This window comes from Streptomyces sp. RG80, assembly GCF_040446465.1.
GTDB lineage: Bacteria > Actinomycetota > Actinomycetes > Streptomycetales > Streptomycetaceae > Streptomyces.
Genome location: NZ_JBEAAJ010000007.1, coordinates 65,733 through 84,231, shown reverse-complemented (window position 1 = coordinate 84,231; position 18,499 = coordinate 65,733). Strand labels below are relative to the sequence as shown.

The 18,499-nt window shown below is 69.8% G+C and carries 19 protein-coding genes and 1 tRNA gene; 4 read left to right on the top strand and 16 right to left on the bottom strand.

Annotated features, from left to right (window positions below; genetic code table 11):
* Positions 1-13: 13 nt before the first annotated feature.
* Genes ABKA17_RS24205 through ettA form a run of 3 tightly spaced genes read right to left on the bottom strand, consistent with a single transcriptional unit; the run spans position 14 to position 2,766 of the window.
* On the bottom strand, positions 14-685 hold the full coding sequence (locus ABKA17_RS24205; protein ID WP_353694309.1) for a DUF8185 domain-containing protein: 672 nt from the start codon (positions 683-685) through the stop codon (positions 14-16).
* Positions 682-1,095 carry an acyl-CoA thioesterase gene (locus tag ABKA17_RS24200; RefSeq protein WP_353694308.1) on the bottom strand — a complete coding sequence of 138 codons (414 nt, stop codon included), beginning with the start codon at positions 1,093-1,095 and terminating at the stop codon, positions 682-684. The genes ABKA17_RS24205 and ABKA17_RS24200 overlap by 4 nt, the downstream gene beginning before the upstream one ends.
* A gap of 6 nt (positions 1,096-1,101) precedes the next feature.
* Positions 1,102-2,766: an energy-dependent translational throttle protein EttA gene (gene ettA, locus ABKA17_RS24195; protein ID WP_353694307.1), complete on the bottom strand. Its 1,665-nt coding sequence runs from the start codon at positions 2,764-2,766 to the stop codon at positions 1,102-1,104.
* Between the two features lie 245 nt (positions 2,767-3,011).
* Here ettA and ABKA17_RS24190 point away from each other — a divergent pair, with 245 nt between their 5' ends.
* Positions 3,012-3,449 carry a hypothetical protein gene (locus tag ABKA17_RS24190; protein WP_353694306.1) on the top strand — a complete coding sequence of 146 codons (438 nt, stop codon included), beginning with the start codon at positions 3,012-3,014 and terminating at the stop codon, positions 3,447-3,449.
* 358 nt (positions 3,450-3,807) lie between these two features.
* Here ABKA17_RS24190 and ABKA17_RS24185 read toward each other — a convergent pair whose 3' ends face one another.
* From ABKA17_RS24185 to ABKA17_RS24165, 5 genes are all read right to left on the bottom strand, one after another.
* On the bottom strand, positions 3,808-4,131 hold the full coding sequence (locus ABKA17_RS24185; RefSeq protein ID WP_353694305.1) for a hypothetical protein: 324 nt from the start codon (positions 4,129-4,131) through the stop codon (positions 3,808-3,810).
* Positions 4,132-4,851: 720 nt separating this feature from the next.
* The gene (locus ABKA17_RS24180) at positions 4,852-6,207 is read right to left on the bottom strand and encodes a Cys-Gln thioester bond-forming surface protein (protein ID WP_353694304.1); all 1,356 of its coding nucleotides are present in this window, start codon (positions 6,205-6,207) and stop codon (positions 4,852-4,854) included.
* Between the two features lie 303 nt (positions 6,208-6,510).
* Positions 6,511-6,969 (bottom strand): single-stranded DNA-binding protein, encoded by a 459-nt coding sequence (locus ABKA17_RS24175; protein WP_353694303.1) that lies wholly within the window; start codon positions 6,967-6,969, stop codon positions 6,511-6,513.
* Between the two features lie 295 nt (positions 6,970-7,264).
* Positions 7,265-9,175 (bottom strand): GTPase, encoded by a 1,911-nt coding sequence (locus ABKA17_RS24170; protein WP_353694302.1) that lies wholly within the window; start codon positions 9,173-9,175, stop codon positions 7,265-7,267.
* Between the two features lie 2 nt (positions 9,176-9,177).
* Complete coding sequence (locus ABKA17_RS24165) at positions 9,178-10,785, bottom strand: dynamin family protein (protein ID WP_353694301.1); 1,608 nt, start codon at positions 10,783-10,785, stop codon at positions 9,178-9,180.
* 320 nt (positions 10,786-11,105) lie between these two features.
* Here ABKA17_RS24165 and ABKA17_RS24160 point away from each other — a divergent pair.
* Positions 11,106-11,178, top strand: a tRNA-Arg gene (locus ABKA17_RS24160).
* A 212-nt stretch (positions 11,179-11,390) separates the two neighbouring features.
* On the opposite strand, the gene ABKA17_RS24155 is transcribed toward ABKA17_RS24160, so the two are convergent.
* Complete coding sequence (locus ABKA17_RS24155) at positions 11,391-11,801, bottom strand: hypothetical protein (protein WP_353694300.1); 411 nt, start codon at positions 11,799-11,801, stop codon at positions 11,391-11,393.
* Between the two features lie 70 nt (positions 11,802-11,871).
* Positions 11,872-12,840 (bottom strand): hypothetical protein, encoded by a 969-nt coding sequence (locus tag ABKA17_RS24150; protein ID WP_353694299.1) that lies wholly within the window; start codon positions 12,838-12,840, stop codon positions 11,872-11,874.
* 236 nt (positions 12,841-13,076) lie between these two features.
* Between ABKA17_RS24150 and ABKA17_RS24145 the strand changes: the two genes are divergently transcribed.
* Positions 13,077-14,036, top strand: a complete 960-nt coding sequence (locus ABKA17_RS24145) for a D-2-hydroxyacid dehydrogenase family protein (protein WP_353694298.1) — start codon at positions 13,077-13,079, stop codon at positions 14,034-14,036.
* Positions 14,037-14,043: 7 nt separating this feature from the next.
* Here ABKA17_RS24145 and ABKA17_RS24140 read toward each other — a convergent pair whose 3' ends face one another.
* Positions 14,044-14,619 carry a DUF2087 domain-containing protein gene (locus tag ABKA17_RS24140; protein WP_353694297.1) on the bottom strand — a complete coding sequence of 192 codons (576 nt, stop codon included), beginning with the start codon at positions 14,617-14,619 and terminating at the stop codon, positions 14,044-14,046.
* Positions 14,620-14,816: 197 nt separating this feature from the next.
* On the opposite strand from ABKA17_RS24140, the gene ABKA17_RS24135 reads away from it, so the two are divergent.
* A complete protein-coding gene (locus ABKA17_RS24135) occupies positions 14,817-15,098 on the top strand; it encodes a chaplin (protein WP_353694296.1) in 282 nt (93 codons plus the stop codon).
* Positions 15,099-15,216: 118 nt separating this feature from the next.
* On the opposite strand, the gene ABKA17_RS24130 is transcribed toward ABKA17_RS24135, so the two are convergent.
* The 5 genes from ABKA17_RS24130 to ABKA17_RS24110 form a co-directional block, all read right to left on the bottom strand.
* Entirely contained in the window at positions 15,217-16,083 is an 867-nt protein-coding gene (locus ABKA17_RS24130; RefSeq protein ID WP_353694295.1) for a tyrosinase family protein, read from the bottom strand.
* Complete coding sequence (locus ABKA17_RS24125) at positions 16,067-16,528, bottom strand: tyrosinase family oxidase copper chaperone (protein WP_353694294.1); 462 nt, start codon at positions 16,526-16,528, stop codon at positions 16,067-16,069. Before ABKA17_RS24125 ends, ABKA17_RS24130 begins: the two co-directional genes overlap by 17 nt.
* A 108-nt stretch (positions 16,529-16,636) precedes the next feature.
* Complete coding sequence (locus ABKA17_RS24120) at positions 16,637-17,152, bottom strand: hypothetical protein (RefSeq protein ID WP_353694293.1); 516 nt, start codon at positions 17,150-17,152, stop codon at positions 16,637-16,639.
* A gap of 116 nt (positions 17,153-17,268) precedes the next feature.
* Positions 17,269-17,853 carry a vitamin K epoxide reductase family protein gene (locus tag ABKA17_RS24115; RefSeq protein ID WP_353694292.1) on the bottom strand — a complete coding sequence of 195 codons (585 nt, stop codon included), beginning with the start codon at positions 17,851-17,853 and terminating at the stop codon, positions 17,269-17,271.
* Positions 17,853-18,350 (bottom strand): DUF5949 family protein, encoded by a 498-nt coding sequence (locus ABKA17_RS24110; protein ID WP_353694291.1) that lies wholly within the window; start codon positions 18,348-18,350, stop codon positions 17,853-17,855. The genes ABKA17_RS24115 and ABKA17_RS24110 overlap by 1 nt, the downstream gene beginning before the upstream one ends.
* Positions 18,351-18,499 lie beyond the last annotated feature (149 nt).

Here is an 18,499-nt window from a genome sequence, read left to right as displayed (position 1 = left end):
GCAGCGGAGGGGGTCAGCGGACGCTGACGTCCAACGCCCCAAGTCCCGCCCGCCGTACGGCGATCGAGCCGTACGGCGTGCGCAGCCGTAGCCACGCGCCCGCCGACAGGAGCGCCAACTCCTCGGTGGCGGCCCGCAGGAAGCCCAGCGACTGGGCCGCGTGCACGACCCGCACCGGCAGCGAGGTGGTCCCGACGTTCCGGGACCAGATCTCCCGCCCGATCCGGTCGAGTTCGGCGCGGGTACGCTCCTCGGGCGTCAACTCCTGCGTACGGGACCGGAATTCGGCGACTCCGGCACCGACCATCGCCCGCAGCGCATCCGGCGCGGGCAGTCCCGGCACCGGCCGCCAGCCGCCCCGGGGCGGCAGCACCCCGGCCCACGGCGGCCCGGTCACGGCCCCGGGCACACCGGCCGTGGCGCCCGACTCGTCGACGGACTCCAGGAGTTCACCCGCGGACACGGTCACGTCGAGCGTGGCGTCCAGTCCGTTCTCGTACGGCTTGGCGAGGCGCACCGCGCGGATCGCCAGCACCTCGAAGGACGGGGGTCGCCCGAAGACGGCGAGCGCGGTCCCGGCGGCCTGCAACCGGACGGCCGCCCCGCGGTCGTAGTGCAGCAGCCGGGAGAGGAAGGCCGCGAGATCCGCCGCCTCCCCCTCGTCGGCCAGATGGAGCACCGTCATGCGGCGACGGCCTCCTCCTCGTCGTCATCCCGGTACTCCTCGAGGAACTCCCGCTCCTCCGAGGTGATCCGACGCGGCCGCTGCGTCTGGAAGTCGAACGGCACGATGACCGTCGACGCCCGCACGTAGATCTCGGCGCCGTCCTTCACCTCGTAGGCGATGGTGAAGGACGCCGCCCTTATCTGCGTGACCCACAGCTCGATGTCCACCGGCGTGTGCCGGTGGACGAGCTGGCGCTTGTAGTCGATCTCATGGCGCGCCACCACGGAGCCCTGCTTGAAGTCCTTCTCCGGGCGGAACAGGAAGTCGATACGGGCTTCCTCCAGGTAGCGGAGGAAGACCACGTTGTTGACGTGGCCGTACGCGTCCATGTCCGCCCAGCGCAGCGGGCAGTGGTAGATGTGCCGCAAGATCGATCAGCCCCGGGTCAGCTTCTTGTAGGTGGCACGGTGCGGACGCGCCGCGTCCGGGCCGAGCCGCTCGACCTTGTTCTTCTCGTACGACTCGAAGTTGCCCTCGAACCAGTACCACTTGGAGTCACCCTCGTAGGCGAGGATGTGGGTCGCGACCCGGTCCAGGAACCAGCGGTCGTGGGAGATGACCACGGCCGCGCCCGGGAACTCGAGCAGAGCGTTCTCCAGCGAGGACAGGGTCTCGACGTCGAGGTCGTTGGTGGGCTCGTCGAGGAGCAGCAGGTTGCCGCCCTCCTTGAGCGTGAGCGCCAGGTTCAGGCGGTTGCGCTCACCACCGGACAGGACGCCGGCCGGCTTCTGCTGGTCCGGGCCCTTGAAGCCGAAGGCGGAGACATAGGCCCGCGACGGCATCTCGACCTGGCCCACGTTGATGTAGTCCAGCTCGTCCGAGACCACGGCCCACAGGGTCTTCTTGGGGTCGATGTTGGCGCGGCTCTGGTCGACGTAGCTGATCTTGACCGTGTCGCCGATCTTGACCGTGCCCGAGTCCGCGGGCTCGAGGCCCTGGATCATCTTGAACAGCGTGGTCTTGCCCGCGCCGTTCGGGCCGATGATGCCGACGATGCCGTTGCGCGGCAGCGTGAACGAGAGGTCGTCGACCAGGACCTTGTCGCCGAACGCCTTCGAGAGGTTGTTGACCTCGACGACGATGGAGCCCAGCCGCGGGCCCGGCGGGATCTGGATCTCCTCGAAGTCCAGCTTCCGCATCTTCTCGGCCTCGGCCGCCATCTCCTCGTAACGGGCGAGGCGGGCCTTGGACTTGGTCTGGCGGCCCTTGGCGTTGGAGCGGACCCACTCCAGCTCTTCCTTGAGGCGCTTGGCGCGCTTCTCGTCCTTGCGGCCCTCGACCTTGAGGCGGGCGGCCTTCTTCTCCAGGTACGTGGAGTAGTTGCCCTCGTAGGGGATGGCGCGACCGCGGTCGAGCTCGAGGATCCACTCGGCGACGTTGTTCAGGAAGTACCGGTCGTGAGTGACGGCGACGACAGCGCCCGCGTACTTCGAGAGGTGCTGCTCCAGCCAGTTCACCGACTCGGCGTCGAGGTGGTTGGTGGGCTCGTCGAGGAGGAGCAGGTCCGGGGCCTCGATCAGCAGCTTGCAGAGCGCGACGCGGCGCTTCTCGCCACCGGAGAGGTTGGTGACGGGCCAGTCGCCGGGCGGGCAGCCCAGCGCCTCCATGGCCTGCTCCAGCTGCGCGTCCAGGTCCCAGGCGTTGGCGTGGTCCAGGTCCTCCTGGAGCTTGCCCATCTCGTCCATGAGCGCGTCCGAGTAGTCGGTCGCCATGAGCTCGGCGACCTCGTTGAAGCGCGTGAGCTTGCCCATGATCTCGGCGGCGCCGTCCTGGACGTTCTCCAGGACCGTCTTGGACTCGTCGAGCTTCGGCTCCTGCATGAGGATGCCGACGCTGAAACCGGGCGACAGGAACGCGTCCCCGTTCGACGGCTGCTCCAGCCCCGCCATGATCTTCAGAACGGTGGACTTACCGGCACCGTTCGGCCCGACCACACCGATCTTCGCGCCGGGCAGGAAGCTCAGCGTCACGTCGTCAAGGATGACCTTGTCGCCGTGCGCTTTGCGCGTCTTGCGCATGGTGTAGATGTACTCAGCCAAGAGAAACCGTCCGGCAGCTTGAAATCTGGCAGTGGGCAGATACACCCCATCTTGCCTGACGTCCACCCTCGGGTGGTAACCCGTATGGCTGGGGGCCTGCGACCTGCGCGTTCCCCGCCGGCGTCTGTAGCTCGACTGTCACTGTCGGTCGCCGTCGAGTGCCCTCGGGGGCGTCGGACCGCCCAGGGCCGGCCCAGCCACCCCGGGCCCTCTCGCCTCCCGACCCGTGCCTCATCATGTGCGTCATGCCACTGACCTTCGGCCCTGACCGGCAGACACGTGAGTTCCAGTGCGACTGCTGCAACGCTCCCATCGAGCGAGCCTGGAACTTCGTCCACTCCGATGGCGCGCCGTACGCGGTGTACTTCGCGAACTGCTACCACCACCGGGACCGGGATCACGACGCCTGGATAGACGTGATCTTCGGAACATGGGGCGTCGGCACCGACCAATGGGACGATCACGTGTCCTTCGCATGCCGAGTGGGCCCGGTCGTCGGCCAGGAGGAGCCTGCATCCACTCTCGTGACTGCGGGCCTCGCCCACCCTGATGGACCGCTCTTCGGCCAGAAGCTCAACCGTGAGGCCGCCCTGCAACATCCACACCTGTCGGAGTTCTGGCAGGTCTCCGACTTCATCCTGGAACACGACCCGTTGGTGCGCGGCCACGTCTACGGACGCTGAACGCTCACCCCCCACTGGGTCCGACGCGGCGCAAGCGTCGGCTGTAGCGCTTGGGGCGGTGGAGGTTGCCGGTGCGACGTCCGGAGTCGCGGGGAACGCCGGATCTGCTGGTCGCTGTGCTTGAGCCGGTCGTCCAGGGCGAGGATCTGTGTGGCGGTGTCCGCGACGATGCCGGCGGCGACGTCTTGGCCCGGCAGCGTGGTGTGCCGAGTTCCAGGACACTGACCTTCGCGTTCGCAGTGCGCTGACCGGTGTTCCCCCGGGCTCCCCTCGCGTGCCCGACGAACAGACCCACCGGGTGCATGCTGTGGCGGGTCAGGAGGGAATGCAGCCACAAGACTGCGACGCCTGTCAGCGCTCAGGAGGATGGGCTGCCGCCGTGCCACCCGGCTGATCCCGCTCCGGCAGTCGAGCCCGCGCGCCGCTGCCGCACCACGTACACAGCCGCGACGACCGAGATCGTCAGGAAGAGCAGGGCGGCTCCGCCCGACATCACCGCCAGTACGGCTGCCCCACCGCCCCCGACATCATCTTCACGGGCGACGACCCGAGGATCGTCCGCCTGGTACCGGACGGTCAGTGGGCTGCCGACAGAGCTCTTGCCGCCGCCGCTGCCCACCGGAAGATCCGCCAACACGGTCCTGCCATCGGCCGTGAACTCGACCTGGCAGTGGCCCAGCATGCACGAGCCGCCCGTATGCAACGTCGCACGAGCCCGCTCGCCATCTTGGAGAGAACGTAGGTGTTGGGCCGCCGGAAGCATCACAAGTGCCGACAGCGCGCCCAGTAGCAGCGCGAGCACCAGCGACCCTACTAGGGACGCGCGAGGCCCTAAGCTGCCGTTCTGCTGGTGCGCACTGGGAGCGCCTGTGTTCGATATGTCGTGCAGGGCTCTCACCATCCGTTTCAGTCGGCATCGAGGCGGTGCGCCACGTCTCGCACGTGGAGTGCACCTCGTATCGATGTCGTGAGCAGGGTAAAAAAGCCTGTCGCGGTGGCATCAGGCATTGACTCGGCACATCGGACACGGCCTGGCTGCCGGTTGTCGGCAACGAAGGTGGGCGGAGCGGCCTTGAGCTGGAGCTGCTTCGGGGTGAGTGATCATGGCCCCGTAGCTCATGGCGAGTCGGGCAGCCTGTGGACCTGGGCTCACATGCTCGGCTTCCGGGGCCACTTCAGCTCCGAGTCCCGCCGCTGCTCGACCACCCGCGCACATGAAGCGGTTCCCGCCGGTCGAGGTGACCTTGCCGTGGCTCAGGCCTGACGGCCCGAAGGTGACACACCTCAGCCACCCCGGCTTCATGTACCGAGCCGCCCGACACGGCCCCTCACCGAGAGGAAATGCGCCGCCCCGTGACCTTTCCCTCGCGAGCCGTCACGGACCGTCGAGTGCCGTTACGGCTCAGTCCTGCGCAGGTGTCTTCTTCCTGCGCACCAGCACCAGCGCCGCCCCGCCGATCAGGACCAGTCCGATGGCCACCCCGGCGATCACCGGCGTCGCGTTGGAGCTGCCCGTCTCGGCGAGGTTGGTGCCGACGGGGGCCTCTCCGGCCGTGAGGGGGCTCGGCTCGCTCAGGGTCTGGGTGGCGTCGCCGGTCTCGGCGCCCTGGGTCTGGCAGTCGAGGACGCCGGTGAAGCGCTTCTCGAGGCCGCCGGGGCCCGTGATGGTGAAGTCGTACGCCTGGTCCTCCTGGAGCGGGATCGTCACCGTCCGCGACTCGCCCGCCGGAATGGTGTGCTCGAGGCCCGACAGCTCGAAGGTGAAGGCGGCGTCGCCCTCGTTCGTCGCGGTGATGTCCACACCGCCCTTGGCGCAGTTCTCCGCCGCCGACAGCGCGGGTATCGCACCCTGCTCCGCCCATGTCGCGCTCGCCGTAGCCGAGACCGTCGACTCGCTGGAGCCGGCCAGGATCTGCGTCTGGCTCCTGCTCTCGGAGGCGAAGGCACGTCCCACCGGGACGGTGGTGGACGCCTGCACGGTCAGCTCGGCCGAGCCGGCCGCCGCGTCCTCGGGCACGTCGAAGAACAGCTCGCTGCCGTTCTTCGCCGACGTCAGCGCCTTGCCGTCCTTCCCGACGATCCGCACCCCGCCCGTCACCGCGTCCGCGGGCGGCGTCACGGACACGCTGTCCGCGTTGGTGCGCACGGTCACCGGTCCGAGCAGACCGCCGGGGCGGCCGGAGACCGCGGCGGGGTCGAGGGTCAGCGAGGCCCTGGGTTCCGCGAGGTCACCGGCGCTCTTGTAGAGGTAGTCGGCGAGCCTCTCGGCCTGCGGGTCGACGGCGTCGACGGCCGCGGCGTCCGAGTAGCGCCAGATGGCCACCTGGGTGCCGGCCGCCGCGTCCTGCTCGGTGAGGCCGCCCTGGACACCCGCCTTGGCGGCGAGCGCCGCGAGGTCGTTCACCTGCGGGTAGGAGTTCTGGAGGATCCAGCGGATCTTGCCGGCGTCCTTGTTGGCCGCCAGGGACGTGCCGCTCCACGCGGTCTCGTGGTACCGGGCGTCCTGCTGTGTGGGGTTGTGGAGGTCGACGCAGTACGTCTGCAGGGTGCCGCCGCCGTCGACGGACATCTCGAAGAGGCCCGCCGACACCTCCAGGTCCCCGGAGTCGTCGTGTATGACGGCCGCGCCGTACGTCTTCAGCCCGCCTATGGTGGCGGTCGCGCCGCCCTGGTTCTGCGCCGTCTCATCGGCGGCGACGGCCGTACCGGCAGCGGCCGTCAGCGCGCCGGCCGCGACGAGCCCGGACACCAGCGTCACGGCGGCACCGCGGACCGCCCCTCGCCTGCACGCGGAAAACAACGCAGAAAACACAGAATTCCCCTTCTGGCAGGACCCGTTGACGTGGGGGGAACGGTCCCACCAGCAGAATCAGCAGCCCCTCGAGCTATGCCCGGCATCCTAGGTACGTGCTCGCACCACCGTTCCCGGTGATGCCGTCGGGCGGCCGATCCGACTCGGAATCGTTATCGCCAAGATCGCTTAACGGTAGGGCTTATCGACAAATCCACCAGGGTCGTTCGGTGCGCATTCGCCGATAAGCCGCAGTTCGGTCCGCTGACGTCAGGTCACGGCGGCGGCCACCGGCTCCTGTTGGGCCTCGGTGTCGCCGACGGGCGTCTCCCAGTTCGGCTCCGGCCGGGCGGACACGCTCGCCGTCTCCGGTTTCGGCTCCCGCCGGAACATGGACGTGCCCCGCGCCATGTCGTGCCCGATCGCCACGGCGTCGATGTCCGCCGAGGTCCAGTTCTTCCCGTCGTTCACCTCGGTACGGATCTTCAGCCGGCCCTGCACGACGACCGGCTCCCCCACCGACAGACAGGCCGCCACGTTCGCGGCGAGCTGCCGATTGGCCCACACCGTGAAGAAGTTGGTGTGCCCGTCCTTCCACTCGCTGCGCTCACGGTCCAGATAGCGCGCGGTCACGGCCAGCCGGAACCGTGCCGACGGACCGTTCGACGTCTCCCGGAACACCGGCTGTGTCGCCACGTTCCCCACCACGCCGATGATCGTCTCGTTCATCTCGAACCCCTCCCGGATACGCCGACGGGCCCGTCCCGTACGGCTGCGTCTGCTCCGCCGACCGCGTCCGCCGCGATCGCCGTGAGGCCAGACTGCCTCCGTCGGCCCGAGCCCGCCGAGCACTGTGGACCACCGGCCCACCTGTGGAAAACTCCGCCACCCGAACGAGTACGGCGCCCACCCCGGAAGCCCGAGGCACAGTCACCGCACCCCGACGGTTCCGCCGGGCACGGTCACCGCACCCCGTTGCCTCCACCAGCCACGGTCACCGCACCCCCGCCTCCACCAGCCACACTCACCGCACCCCCGCCTCCACCCCCAACACCCTCCCGTACTGCTCCCGGACCTCCCGGTACCGCAGCAACTCCGCCGCCAAGGGATCCAGCACCCGAGCCCGCCCGCACCCGGCCGCCGCCTCCCGCAGCCGCCGCTCCGCGTCCATGCCGTACCGCCGTGCGGGCCCCCGCGCGGCCATCCGGCAGCTCCACTCCACGAGCGGCCCGCCGATGATCCCGGCCACCATCAGCAGCACCGGCACCCCGAGGTTCGGTGCCATGAACCCGGCGATCTGGCCCACCAGCCACAGCCCGCCGACGATCTGAAGCAGTGTCATGGACGCCTGCGCGAACACCGCCGCCGGCCACCACCCCGGCCGCGGCGGCCGCCCGGGCGGCAGTCCCGCGCGCGCGGCCAGCTCGTCCAGCGCCTCGGGCAGCCCCTGGGAGCCCCGTACGGCCGCCTCCCGCACCGCCTGTGCCCATGGCGCCGGCAGCCCGGCCGAGGCGCGGTCCGCCACCGTCCGCACCGCCTGCTCGACCCGCTGCCGTGCCGTGGCCTCCTCGTCGGCCTGGGAGCGCAACGGGAGCCGTCCGGTGGGTGGTTCGAGCCGGTCCTGGTACCACCGCCACAGCCGCAGCCACGGTGTCCCGCACGCGCGGTTGGCGTTGCGGAGCCAGGACCGCTCGGCTGCCTCGCCGGCCGCGGTCGCACCGACGGCGTCGGCGAGCCGTTCGGCGAACTCGTCGCGCGCCTCCTCGCTCAGCCCGGTCCGCCGCCCGGTGGCGTACACGGGCCGCAACCGCCACGCGGCGGCGTCCACGTCGGCCGAGATCCGGCGCGCCGCCGCCCCGCGCTCGGTCACGAACTGACCCAGCGTCTCGCGCAGTTCGCCCATGCCGTCCCCGGTGAGCGCGGACAGCGCGAGCACGGTCGCGCCCGGTTCGCCGTACTCCCCCAGCGCGATCCCGTCCTCGTCGAGCAGCCGCCGCAGGTCGTCCAGGACCTGCTCGGTGGCCTCCCCGGGCAGCCGGTCGATCTGGTTGAGGACGACGAACATGACCTCCGCGTGGCCGGCCATGGGCCGCAGATACCGCTCGTGGAGCATGGCGTCGGCGTACTTCTCCGGGTCGACGACCCAGATGACCGCGTCGACGAGCGCGAGGACGCGGTCCACCTGCTCGCGGTGCTGTACGGCCGCCGAGTCGTGGTCGGGCAGGTCCACCAGGACGAGGCCGCGCAGCAGCGCCTCCGACTCGGCGCTCTGCAACGGGCGCCGCCGCAGCCGGGGCGGGATGCCGAGCCGCTCGATGAGGCTCGCCGAGCCGTCGCTCCAGCTGCACGCGATGGGCGCGGCGGTGGTGGGACGCCGTACGCCCGTCTCGGAGATGGCCACTCCGGCCAGCGCGTTGAACAGTTGCGACTTCCCGCTGCCGGTCGCGCCCGCGATGGCGACGACGGTGTGCTGTCCCGACAGCCTGCGGCGCGCCGCGGCCTCGTCGAGCACCTGTCCGGCCTCGGCGAGCGTCCGGCTGTCGAGCCGGGTGCGAGAGAGCCCCACGAGTTCGCGCAACGCGTCCAGACGCGACCGCAGCGGCCCGTCGTACGCCAAAGGAGCCGCGGGCTGGACTCCGGCGCCCCGTGTCTCGACGACGGCGACCGGCTCGGCGGCGGCGGTGTCGCCGACCCGGCGCGCGATCAGCCCGTCGCCCCAGGGTTCGGCCGAGTCGGCGCGCTCCGTACGTCCCTCCGCGCGGCCGGAGGCCTCGTCGTCCTCCACGCGCGCGTGCTCGACGTCCCCCGCGCTCTCCTCCACGTCCGTTTCCTCGGCACGGTCCACGGTGTCGTCCTCCACCGGCGTGTCGTCCGTGTGCTCGGAGACGGCGTCCTCCGTGTGATCGGTGTGGTCCTGGTCAGTGACGGCGGTCACGGTCACCTCTCCTTCTGTAGTACGGACAGCGCGGCGATCAGTTCGGCCTGGGGCTCGGGGTGTACGTCGAGGGCGTCGAGCGGCGCGAGCCGGCGCTCGCGTTCGACGAGGACCACCCGGTCCACGTACTCGCCGAGCAGCCGTCCGCCGCGGTCGCGCAGCCGGAGCGCGCCGTGCGCCCCGATCCGCTCGGCGAGCCCCTCGCCCGCGGAGCGCGCCCGGCGACCGCCCAGCAGTGCGGTGGCGACGAGCGCGGCGATCACCTCGGGGTCGGGCGCGACGCTCCGATCGAGGTCGCGCACCTCCTCCTCGGCGAACTCCTCCAGCTCGCGCCGCCACCGTCGTACGGCCATCCCGATCCGGTGTTCGGCGCTCTCCAGGGACGGGTCCCGGTCGGTCAGCTCGGGGGCGCCCGCCGCCGGTTCGCGCCGCCAGGCCTCCTCGACGCGCTCGTCGGCGGCGCTGACGGCGCACAGCAGGAGCGCGGCGAGGCTCTCCACGAACGCGTCGAGGAGCTCTCCGGCGGAGCAGTCGAGGGGGAAGGCGCGCCACCGCTTGAGCGCGTCCCCGGCGAGGACGGCACCGGCCTGCAAGCGCCCCCGCACGCGCGTGTGCTCGCTGTCGTACGCCCCGTCGACGGCGGCGGTGAGTCTGAGGGCGGCCGCGTACTGGGCGGCGGCGGCACTGGCCAGCTCGGGCATCCGGGACTTGAGCGAGTCGAGGACGCCGTACGCGGTACGGGCCAGGGTGTGCTGCCGGGCGGCCGGGTCCTGTGCCTGGTGCACCAGCCAGGTCCGCAGCGGTGCCACGGCGGTGGCCGGCAGCAGTCCGCCGCCCCACGCCGACTCGGGCAGCTCGGGCACGGTGAACCGCGGCACCTCGCCGAGCCCGGCCTTGGTGAGCAGGGCTCCGTACTGCCGGGAGACCTCGGAGACGACCTGGTGGGGGACCCGGTCGAGGACGGTCACGAGGGTGGCGTCGTACTCCTTGGCGGTGCGCAGCAGATGCCACGGGACGGCGTCGGCGTAGCGCGCGGCCGTGGTGACCATGACCCAGATGTCGGCCGCGCAGACGAGTTCGGCGGCCAGGGTGCGGTTGTCGGCGACGAGGGAGTCGATGTCGGGTGCGTCGAGGAGGGCGAGGCCGGGTGGGAGGGTGTCGGCGGTCTCGACGCGCAGCACGCGCGCGGGGTCCTCGCCGGGCAGCAGGAGTTCGTCGCTCGCGTCCTGGTGCGGCACCCACACGCGCGTGAGGTCGGGCAGTACGCGCATCCCGCTGAACCAGTGATGGTCCTCCGGATGGCACACCAGCACCGGGGTCCGCGTGGTCGGTCGCAGTACGCCCGCCTCGCTGACCCGTCTGCCCACAAGGGAGTTGACGAGGGTCGACTTCCCGGCTCCGGTCGATCCCCCCACAACGGCCAGCAGGGGCGCTTCGGGTTGGCGCAACCGGGGCACCAGGTAGTCGTCTAGCTGGGCGAGCAGTTCGTCGCGGTTGGCACGCGCGCGTGGAGCCCCCGCGAGGGGCAGCGGGAAGCGTGCGGCGGCGACACGGTCGCGCAGGGCGGAGAGTGCGTCGAGCAGCTGAGGCCGTACGTCCAAGGTCACCACATGCGAAGAATGCCCAATTTTAGGGGATTTCTGAAGCATATGAGCATGTCTGCGCGCCGACGGAACACAAGGGATGGAAGGGACGACTGGGACACCGGCACAGTCCAGGCATAACGAGTGCACAACACCCGGGGCGTGAGACGCCAAAAGCGATGCACGATTCGTACCTGCCTGCGATTATCAGGACCGCTTCACCGAACCTCCACATTGAGCCACGGAGGCGAAGCAACAGGGACAAGGTTCCAGGAGCCCTATCCTTGTCCCCGGCAACGTCACGGATCAGCCCACACCCGGGCACCAGGCACGAGGCCACCACACCGGCCCCCGTAGCTCAGTGGATAGAGCAGGCGCCTTCTAAGCGCTTGGCCGCAGGTTCGAGTCCTGCCGGGGGCGCCTCATTTTCTCGCCCTCCTCCGGGAGGGCTTTTTGCTGGTCAGAGTGGGTCCAGTCACCCTTGGAAGAGTCCGGAAGTTGCCCGGAAATCACCGCGTCGGCCGCCATCGGCACAGGCCGCTGCTCCGGGCGAACCCGAAGCCGCAGGCGCCACGCCACACTTCGGCTTCGGGCTCACCACGGCTCGCCAGAGCTCACCAGAGCGAGTCGGCTCAGTAGTAGTACCCCGACGCGTTGTTGTTCTTCAGGGACGAGTTCAGATTGACTCGCACAAGCGAAGGAATGGACTGGCAGGCGACCGAGCAGTTGTAGGAGCTGTTGTAGAAGACCCCGAAGCGATGGTCGCTCCGGTTCCACACTGCGGCGGCGTTGTTCTTCACAGGCTGACCGGACCCCTCCCCTCCGTAGTTGGAGATTTGAAAGACCAAGGTCTGGCCCGTCGAGGAGTACCTGTAGTCCGCGATGTCTCCGTGCTGCTTGAAGATTCCGTTCAGACCGCTCTCGATCGAGTTGTAGTAGAGACACGCCTCCCCCGCCTCGCAGCTGTAGGGCGGGCAGTTGACCCCCACCGTGCAGCTTGTCGGCACCTGGGCCTGCGCCGCGCCCATCGACGTGGCACTCACTCCAAATATGCTCAGCGATACCGCAGCGATGCTCAGCAGTCCTCTGTTCACTTCACTGCCCTCTCATTCTTCATTCGGTCTTCGACTTCTTGATGATCTGCTCAGCCGCTCGCACTTGGCGAATCAGCTGTTCCTTCACTTCCAGAAGCTTCTTTCGATTGGCTTTCACCGCCAGCTCCTGACGCTCGAAGTCGGCAGCGAACCAAACGCCCACGACATTGTGTCGACTTCGGCACTTCTGGTCGGCCACAGCAGTGCCGATTTCCACATCGGTAGGCTCTTTCGACTTCGCCCACCGCACATCACCCAGAGCCTCGAGCGGGCTCCGGTAGGAGTAGTGGTACCCCTTCATACAGCGTGACCAGAGCCCGAACACCTCAAGTGTCCGCATGTCTTGCTGGCCCTCGACGAGAGTCTTGAATTTGAGATCGGTGGCGGCTTCGGCATCCCCGATGACTCCGTTGCGAGACCCCGTGATCTCCAGCAACGCATCCCCCACACAACCGCCGCCGCGCACCCGACGCCCGTCCTGTGCGACTCCGCCGGAACCAGCGTCCTCACTCAGGTCTCGAGTGCCGGTCAACGCGAACCATTTATCGGCGTCCGGGGCCGGACCGGTCGACTGCCGCTCGCCGTCCGGGAACCCGCCGTCGGGGTGGTAGCCCCATTTCTTCGCATGCGCCATGCTCTGAAAGCCGAAGCGACCGTCCACGCGGGTCTTCGGCGCATCGGCCCCGATCCCGGAATAGGAAGAAGTGGACATGCGATATTTGAATCCGTACTCACGCATACAGCTCGCGACGCTCGCCGAGTAAGCCGAGAAAACTGTCTCCGTCTGCTCAGGATTCAGCAGATATTCATCCAGCGGCATTTCCCGGCTGTTGGCGTTGGTCAATCGTGGAACGTGCGTATCGGTGCGCTTCGGTGCGGCCTCATCCTCGCTCCCCGGGCCACAGCCGACCAACGTGACCATGACCGCGAAAAGGAATGCGCCCGACCCGAGCCCCAGAACGCGAGAACGCTGACGCGCGCTCGACATCCGGCCTCCAGTGGCAATGTTCGTCATCCGGTCGGCGCGAAATCATCACAGCGTCCCGCCGGAGGCGTTTTATCTCGTTCTGCGCCGTGAAATTATCATGCTCATGACCTAGTGACCAGCCTGTTCCGACCGCATCCCCTCGCCGCCCCACGGCGTACAGTCGATCTTCTGGGCCCTGATGGACGCCATGCAGGACAGGGAGCAGGAACAGGAACACGGAGAGGGATCGGATCGACGTGCGACTGCGTTGTGCTGTGCTCGACGACTTTCAGCGGGTGGCGACCGAAGTGGCCGACTGGTCGTCGGTCGCGGAGCGGGTCGAGGTCGTCTCCTTCGATGCTCACGTCGACGACGAAGACGCCCTGGTGGCTGCGCTCGCCGAATTCGACATCGTCGTGACCCTGCGCGAGCGGGTGCGCTTCCCGGCGTCCCTGATCTCCCGTCTGCCCCGGCTGAAGCTGCTCGTCGCCTCCGGGATGCGCAACAGCGTCATCGACTACGCCGCCGCCGAGGCGCACGGCGTCACCGTGTGCGGCACCGCCAGCTCCTCCACGCCGCCCGTCGAGCTCACCTGGGCCCTGTTGCTCGGCCTCGCCCGCGGGATCGTCGAGGAGAGCAACGCCCTGCGTACGGGCGGCCCCTGGCAGTCCACGGTCGGCGCCGACCTCAACGGGCGCCGCCTCGGACTGCTCGGGCTCGGCAAGATCGGCAGCCGGGTGGCGCAGGTCGGTCTGGCGTTCGGGATGCGGGTGAGCGCGTGGAGCCAGAACCTCACCGAGGAACGCGCCGACGAGGTGGGCGTCGAACGCGCCCCGAGCAAGGAGGACCTCCTCCGCGACAGCGACTTCGTCTCCGTCCACCTCGCCCTGAGCGAGCGCACCCGGGGCCTGCTCGGCCCCGCCGAACTCGCCCTGCTCAAGCCGACGGCGTATCTGATCAACACCTCGCGCGCGGCGATCGTCGACCAGGACGCCCTGCTCGCCGCCCTGCACGAGGGCCGGATCGCGGGCGCCGGCGTCGACGTATTCGACGTCGAGCCCCTGCCCGCCGACCATCCGATGCGCACCGCCCCGCGCCTGCTCGCCACACCCCACCTGGGCTATGTGTCGCAGGCCAACTACCGGACGTACTACGGCCAGGCCGTCGAGAACATCCAGGCCTACCTCGCGGGGGCGCCCGTACGCCGACTGCCCTGACGCCGCCTCAGGCAGCGTCCGCCCGCCGGTAGATGCCCTCGCTCCGGCTCAGGTGGTGCAGATCCACGAGGTAGCGCCGGAGCGTCACATGGTCGACGTCGCCCTCGTCGCACCAGCCGCGCAGCTTCTCGTCGACGTTGCGTTCGGGGTACTCGACGCCCGGTTCGAAGGTCTGCTCGGCGATGTACTTCAGCACGACCTTCTTACGGGTCCACTGCGCGGGCAGCCGCACCAGCCGCCCCTCCCGGACGAAGGTCCGCAGCGTGCGCTCGTCCCCGGAACCGGCGTCTCCGGAACTGGCGTCTCCGGAAACGACGTCCTCGGTGTCCCGGCTGTCCGCCAGCGGCCGCTCCGCACGCGCGTACTCCCTGAACTGCTCGTACGCCACGGCCAGCGCACCGCCCTCCCCGTCCGTCACCACGCCCTGCTCGCGCAGCTTCCGCAGCGCCAGGGCCGTCTCCTTCGCCGACAGGCCGGCCGCCCGCGCGGCCTCCTCCGGGGTCTTCGCGCCCAGAGCCACCGCCGCGAAGGCGCGTACCCGGGTCTCGTCGGTGAACAGACGCATGAGTCGGTCGGTAGCCATGCCGGGAGGCTAGTGGAGCGCCCCCGCCCGGACTAAGCGATTTTCCCGCCCCCCGACCGACCTCCCACGCGGTCCGTTCTTCAAAAAGGGTGATCCGCACATGATCCGCCGTTACCAGCCGTGAGCGACGGCGTTGAAGGGGAAGTGCGGCGGCGAGTCCTGCTGCCGCACGCTCACCGATTCAGAAGGAGAACGTGATGTCTCGCATCGCGAAGGCTGCCGGTGTCGCCCTCGGCGCCGGTGCCGTGGCGCTCGGCAGCGCCGGTTTGGCCATGGCGGACGCGGGCGCGCAGGCCGACGCCGCCCACTCGCCCGGTGTCGCGTCCGGCAACGTCGTCCAGGTCCCGGTCCACGTCCCGGTCAACGTGTGCGGCAACACCGTCAACGTCATCGCCCTGCTCAACCCGGCCTTCGGCAACACGTGCGCCAACGTCAGCGACGGCGGCCACGACAAGGGTGGCCACGGCTACGGCGGCTGACCCTCCGTCACCACAGAAGAGCCCCCGGCACTCCGAGCGCCGGGGGCTCTTCCGCGTGCCCGTCACATCACACGTGCCGGGTCACACACTGGTCACACACCACGGCACACCCACCGCCTCACGCGTACCGATAGATCGCGCTGACGTCCTCCAGCGAGTCCGGCGTCACATCCCACGGCGGCAGCTTCTCGTGCCGTGCGACGATCCGTCGGTACTGGGAAGTCCCGGCGGCCGGCGGCTTCGCCGGCAGATAGCGGGCGCCCGCGTGGCGCCGCTGCCAGCGGTACCACTGGAGGTCGACGAAGGCGTGGTGCATCCAGAAGACCGGGTCGTTGACGGACGCGCCGCCGACCATCGCGCCACCGACCCAGCGGTGCACCCGGTTGTGGTTGCGCCAGGCGGCGGCACCGCGCCCGCTCCCCCACCCCTCCAGCCGGTTGCGGAACCCCTTCGGGCTCGTCGAGTCCCAGGGCGAGACGTCGTAGACCGGGTCGTCCAGCGCCGCGGCCAGCTCGGCCTTGGTCGGCAGTTCGATCGGGTCGCGGGTACGGCCGAGGTCCCGGGTGAGGTACTCCTCGTCGGTCACGCCCTCCTTGATGGTCCAGTTGCCCGTCGACCAGGCGAACGGCCCGCTCGTCACCTGCCGGTCCGACAGCCGCCCGGTGCCCCCGAGCAGATCCTTGGTCCAGGGCGCCGCCCCTGCCCTGCGGTCCTTGGTCCAGTCCCAGTACGGCACGGTCACCGACGAGTCCACCCGGCGCAGCGCCCGCTCCAGGTCGAGCAGGAAGCGACGGTGCCAGGGCAGGAAGGAGGGCGTCATATGGGCCGTACGGAGTCCGCCCTCGCCGTCGGTGACGTAGAAGTCGATGTGCATCCGTACGAACTCGTCGTACTCGCCCCGCCGTTTGACCTCCAGCAGCGCCTTCACGAACCGCCGCTTCTCGGCGCTCGTGAGCGTGCTCGCGTCCCTACGGATGTACGCCATGGTGGACCCCCATGTGTGTCTCGCGCAGTTGCTGTCCCGGTGCCAGCTCGTCGACGGCTCCGCGCGCCGCGTCGAGCGGTGTGTCGTACGACCGGTAGTGGTCGACCATGCTCAGCCAGGTGCCGTCGGCCCGGGGCATCAGGTGCAGGGGACGCCCGTCCACGGTGACGTGCCACTCGCCGGTGTCGAAGGTGCGGCCGGTGGAGGTCCTGACGCCGCGGATGTGGCGGCCGCGGTAGGTCTCGTCGAAGACGGTGGCCCCGGGGCCGTCCTCGCGCCCGGGCGGCCGGGAGGCCGCGACGAGCGGGGCGAGCGTCAGGGCGCCGGCCGCGGCGAACAGCGCTCGCATCACATCCCGCCGACCGCCCCGCAGCGGTCCGGGTCTGGCCTGGCCCTTCGCCCCGGGCTCCGCCCCTACCGCCACTCCGCCGACACTGACGACCATCGTGTGCTCCTCGTCCGGTTCGGATGATCCGTAGCGGTAACCGCGAAGGAGCCCGCACGGTCACCGTCCGGTGGTCCGCGCGGGCTCCTGGGAGCGGAATCGGCGGCCCTAGAGTCCGGGGCCCATCACCAGGTTCGCGGCCGGCACGGTCTGCAGGACCGGCGTGAGGACGCCCACCTGGGGGAGCTGGGTGTCCGGCAGGCCGAAGTTGTCGGCGTTCGGGGCGGTCAGCGGGGCGTCCAGGGACAGCCCGGGGGCCAGCGTGCGCAGGTCGGAGGCCTGGGTGCCGACACCGACGTGGTCGAAGTCGTCGCCGAGGATGTGCGGCAGGGGCGCCCGCAGGCCGGCGCCGGGCAGTCCGCCGCTGACCGGCAGCTGCGGGATGACCCGCTCGGGCAGCAGGCGGCCCTCGACGTACTGCGGGCCCTCGGGCGCGCCCGGCATGGGCAGCGGGATCTCGCCGCCGACCTTGGGCAGCTCCACGTTGAGGGACTTCTCGATGCCGTCCAGCGGCACCGGGACGGGGACCGTGTCCACCGCGGCGGCGGGGGTCGCGGCGGCGCCCACCGCGGCCGCGACACCCGTGATGACGGCGGCAATGGTTCCTCGGGTGGTCGACTTCATCTCAGGTACGGTCCCTTTCCGGATTCGATGACTCAACGTCCGTACCGCGTAACGATCCTGGAACACGCACGAGCGCAAGATTCGCCCGACTGCCGCAGTAGTACGACGGCTGATTGTCAGCTCGTCCAGAAGTCCCACCAACGGGTCAGGATCAGCATTCCGACGATTCCGATGTGCAACACCGGGACCACCCAGGTGAATTCACCGAGGAACGACCGCAACCAGCCGGGTGCGGGCAGGAATTGGTTCCGTACGTTGAACGAGGTCACGTACCAGAACAGCAGGATGGTGGCGACCCACGCGAGACAGCACCACAGGCACAGCGCGTTGATCCGGTACAGCGACTGGAACTGGAGCCACGAGACGAAGCCGATGCCGAAGACGCAGCCCGCTTCGAAGGTCAGCCAGTACCAGCCGGGGAAGCGCGCACCGGCCAGCAGGCTCACGCCGGCACCGATCACGACGGCGTAGGCGACCAGGCCCAGCATCGGGTTGGGGAACCCGAAGGCCGAGGCCTGGTCGCTCTGCATGACGCTGCCGCAGGACACCACGGGGTTCAGGCTGCATCCCGGGGTGAAGTCCGGGTCCTCGAGCAGCTTGAACTTGTCGAGGGTGATGACCCAGGAGGCCAGCAGTCCGGCGGCCCCCGTGATCACCAGCAGTACGGCGAACGCGCGAGCGGCGCCCGCGGTCCGCGTCATCAGCCGCGCAGGCTGCGGGCCGGGAGGACGACGTGCGCGGCCGCGTTCAGGGTGTCGTCGGCGCCGGCGAAGGCGGCCAGGACCTCCGGGTCGACGGGCTTGCCCGGCTCGGCCTCGGGCCAGGGGCGGGTGGTGAACACGAAGTAGGCGAAGCCGCGTTCGGCGACCGCCTCCAGCCACTCCTCCGGCGGGGTGCACTGGGCGTTGAAGCCGGGCATGTTGACGACGGCCGTACCCGCCTCGACGAGCAGGCTGACCGGCAGGTTCGACCGGGCGTTGCCGTCGACGAGGTCACCGCCGACGGGCAGTCCGTTGTTCTCCAGCAGCGCTTCGACGGCGGCCGTGGAGGTCTCCGGGCCGCCCGCCGAGTCCCCGAGGGTGTAGGCGAGGAGGTAGGGCATGTGGCCGTCGGGGGCATCGCCGCTCCAGGCCATCACGACGAGCGTGCCCAGGTCGGCGGCGTTGAAGGGGCGGGTTTCGCTTTGGGTTGAGGTCACCGCGCGACCATATCGGCGGGCCGGAAGGCCACTTGGCCCCTCTCACCCGACCGGGCGATGCCCCGTACGCGGTCCACACGAACGAGGGACGCGCCCTCGAACAACCCGAGGCACGGCGCAGAGCACAGCGCGAAGGGCCGATTCCATGC

Coding starts and splice junctions, on each gene's coding strand:
- ABKA17_RS24150 (WP_353694299.1), bottom strand. CDS start 12,840: ATGTCGAGCGCGCGTCAGCGTTCTCGCGTTCTGGGGCTCGGGTCGGGC.
- ABKA17_RS24120 (WP_353694293.1), bottom strand. CDS start 17,152: ATGAAGTCGACCACCCGAGGAACCATTGCCGCCGTCATCACGGGTGTC.
- ABKA17_RS24115 (WP_353694292.1), bottom strand. CDS start 17,853: ATGACGCGGACCGCGGGCGCCGCTCGCGCGTTCGCCGTACTGCTGGTG.
- ABKA17_RS24135 (WP_353694296.1), top strand. CDS start 14,817: ATGTCTCGCATCGCGAAGGCTGCCGGTGTCGCCCTCGGCGCCGGTGCC.
- ABKA17_RS24190 (WP_353694306.1), top strand. CDS start 3,012: ATGCCACTGACCTTCGGCCCTGACCGGCAGACACGTGAGTTCCAGTGC.
- ABKA17_RS24175 (WP_353694303.1), bottom strand. CDS start 6,969: ATGAACGAGACGATCATCGGCGTGGTGGGGAACGTGGCGACACAGCCG.
- ABKA17_RS24205 (WP_353694309.1), bottom strand. CDS start 685: ATGACGGTGCTCCATCTGGCCGACGAGGGGGAGGCGGCGGATCTCGCG.
- ABKA17_RS24140 (WP_353694297.1), bottom strand. CDS start 14,619: ATGGCTACCGACCGACTCATGCGTCTGTTCACCGACGAGACCCGGGTA.
- ABKA17_RS24130 (WP_353694295.1), bottom strand. CDS start 16,083: ATGGCGTACATCCGTAGGGACGCGAGCACGCTCACGAGCGCCGAGAAG.
- ABKA17_RS24185 (WP_353694305.1), bottom strand. CDS start 4,131: ATGCTGGGCCACTGCCAGGTCGAGTTCACGGCCGATGGCAGGACCGTG.
- ABKA17_RS24125 (WP_353694294.1), bottom strand. CDS start 16,528: ATGGTCGTCAGTGTCGGCGGAGTGGCGGTAGGGGCGGAGCCCGGGGCG.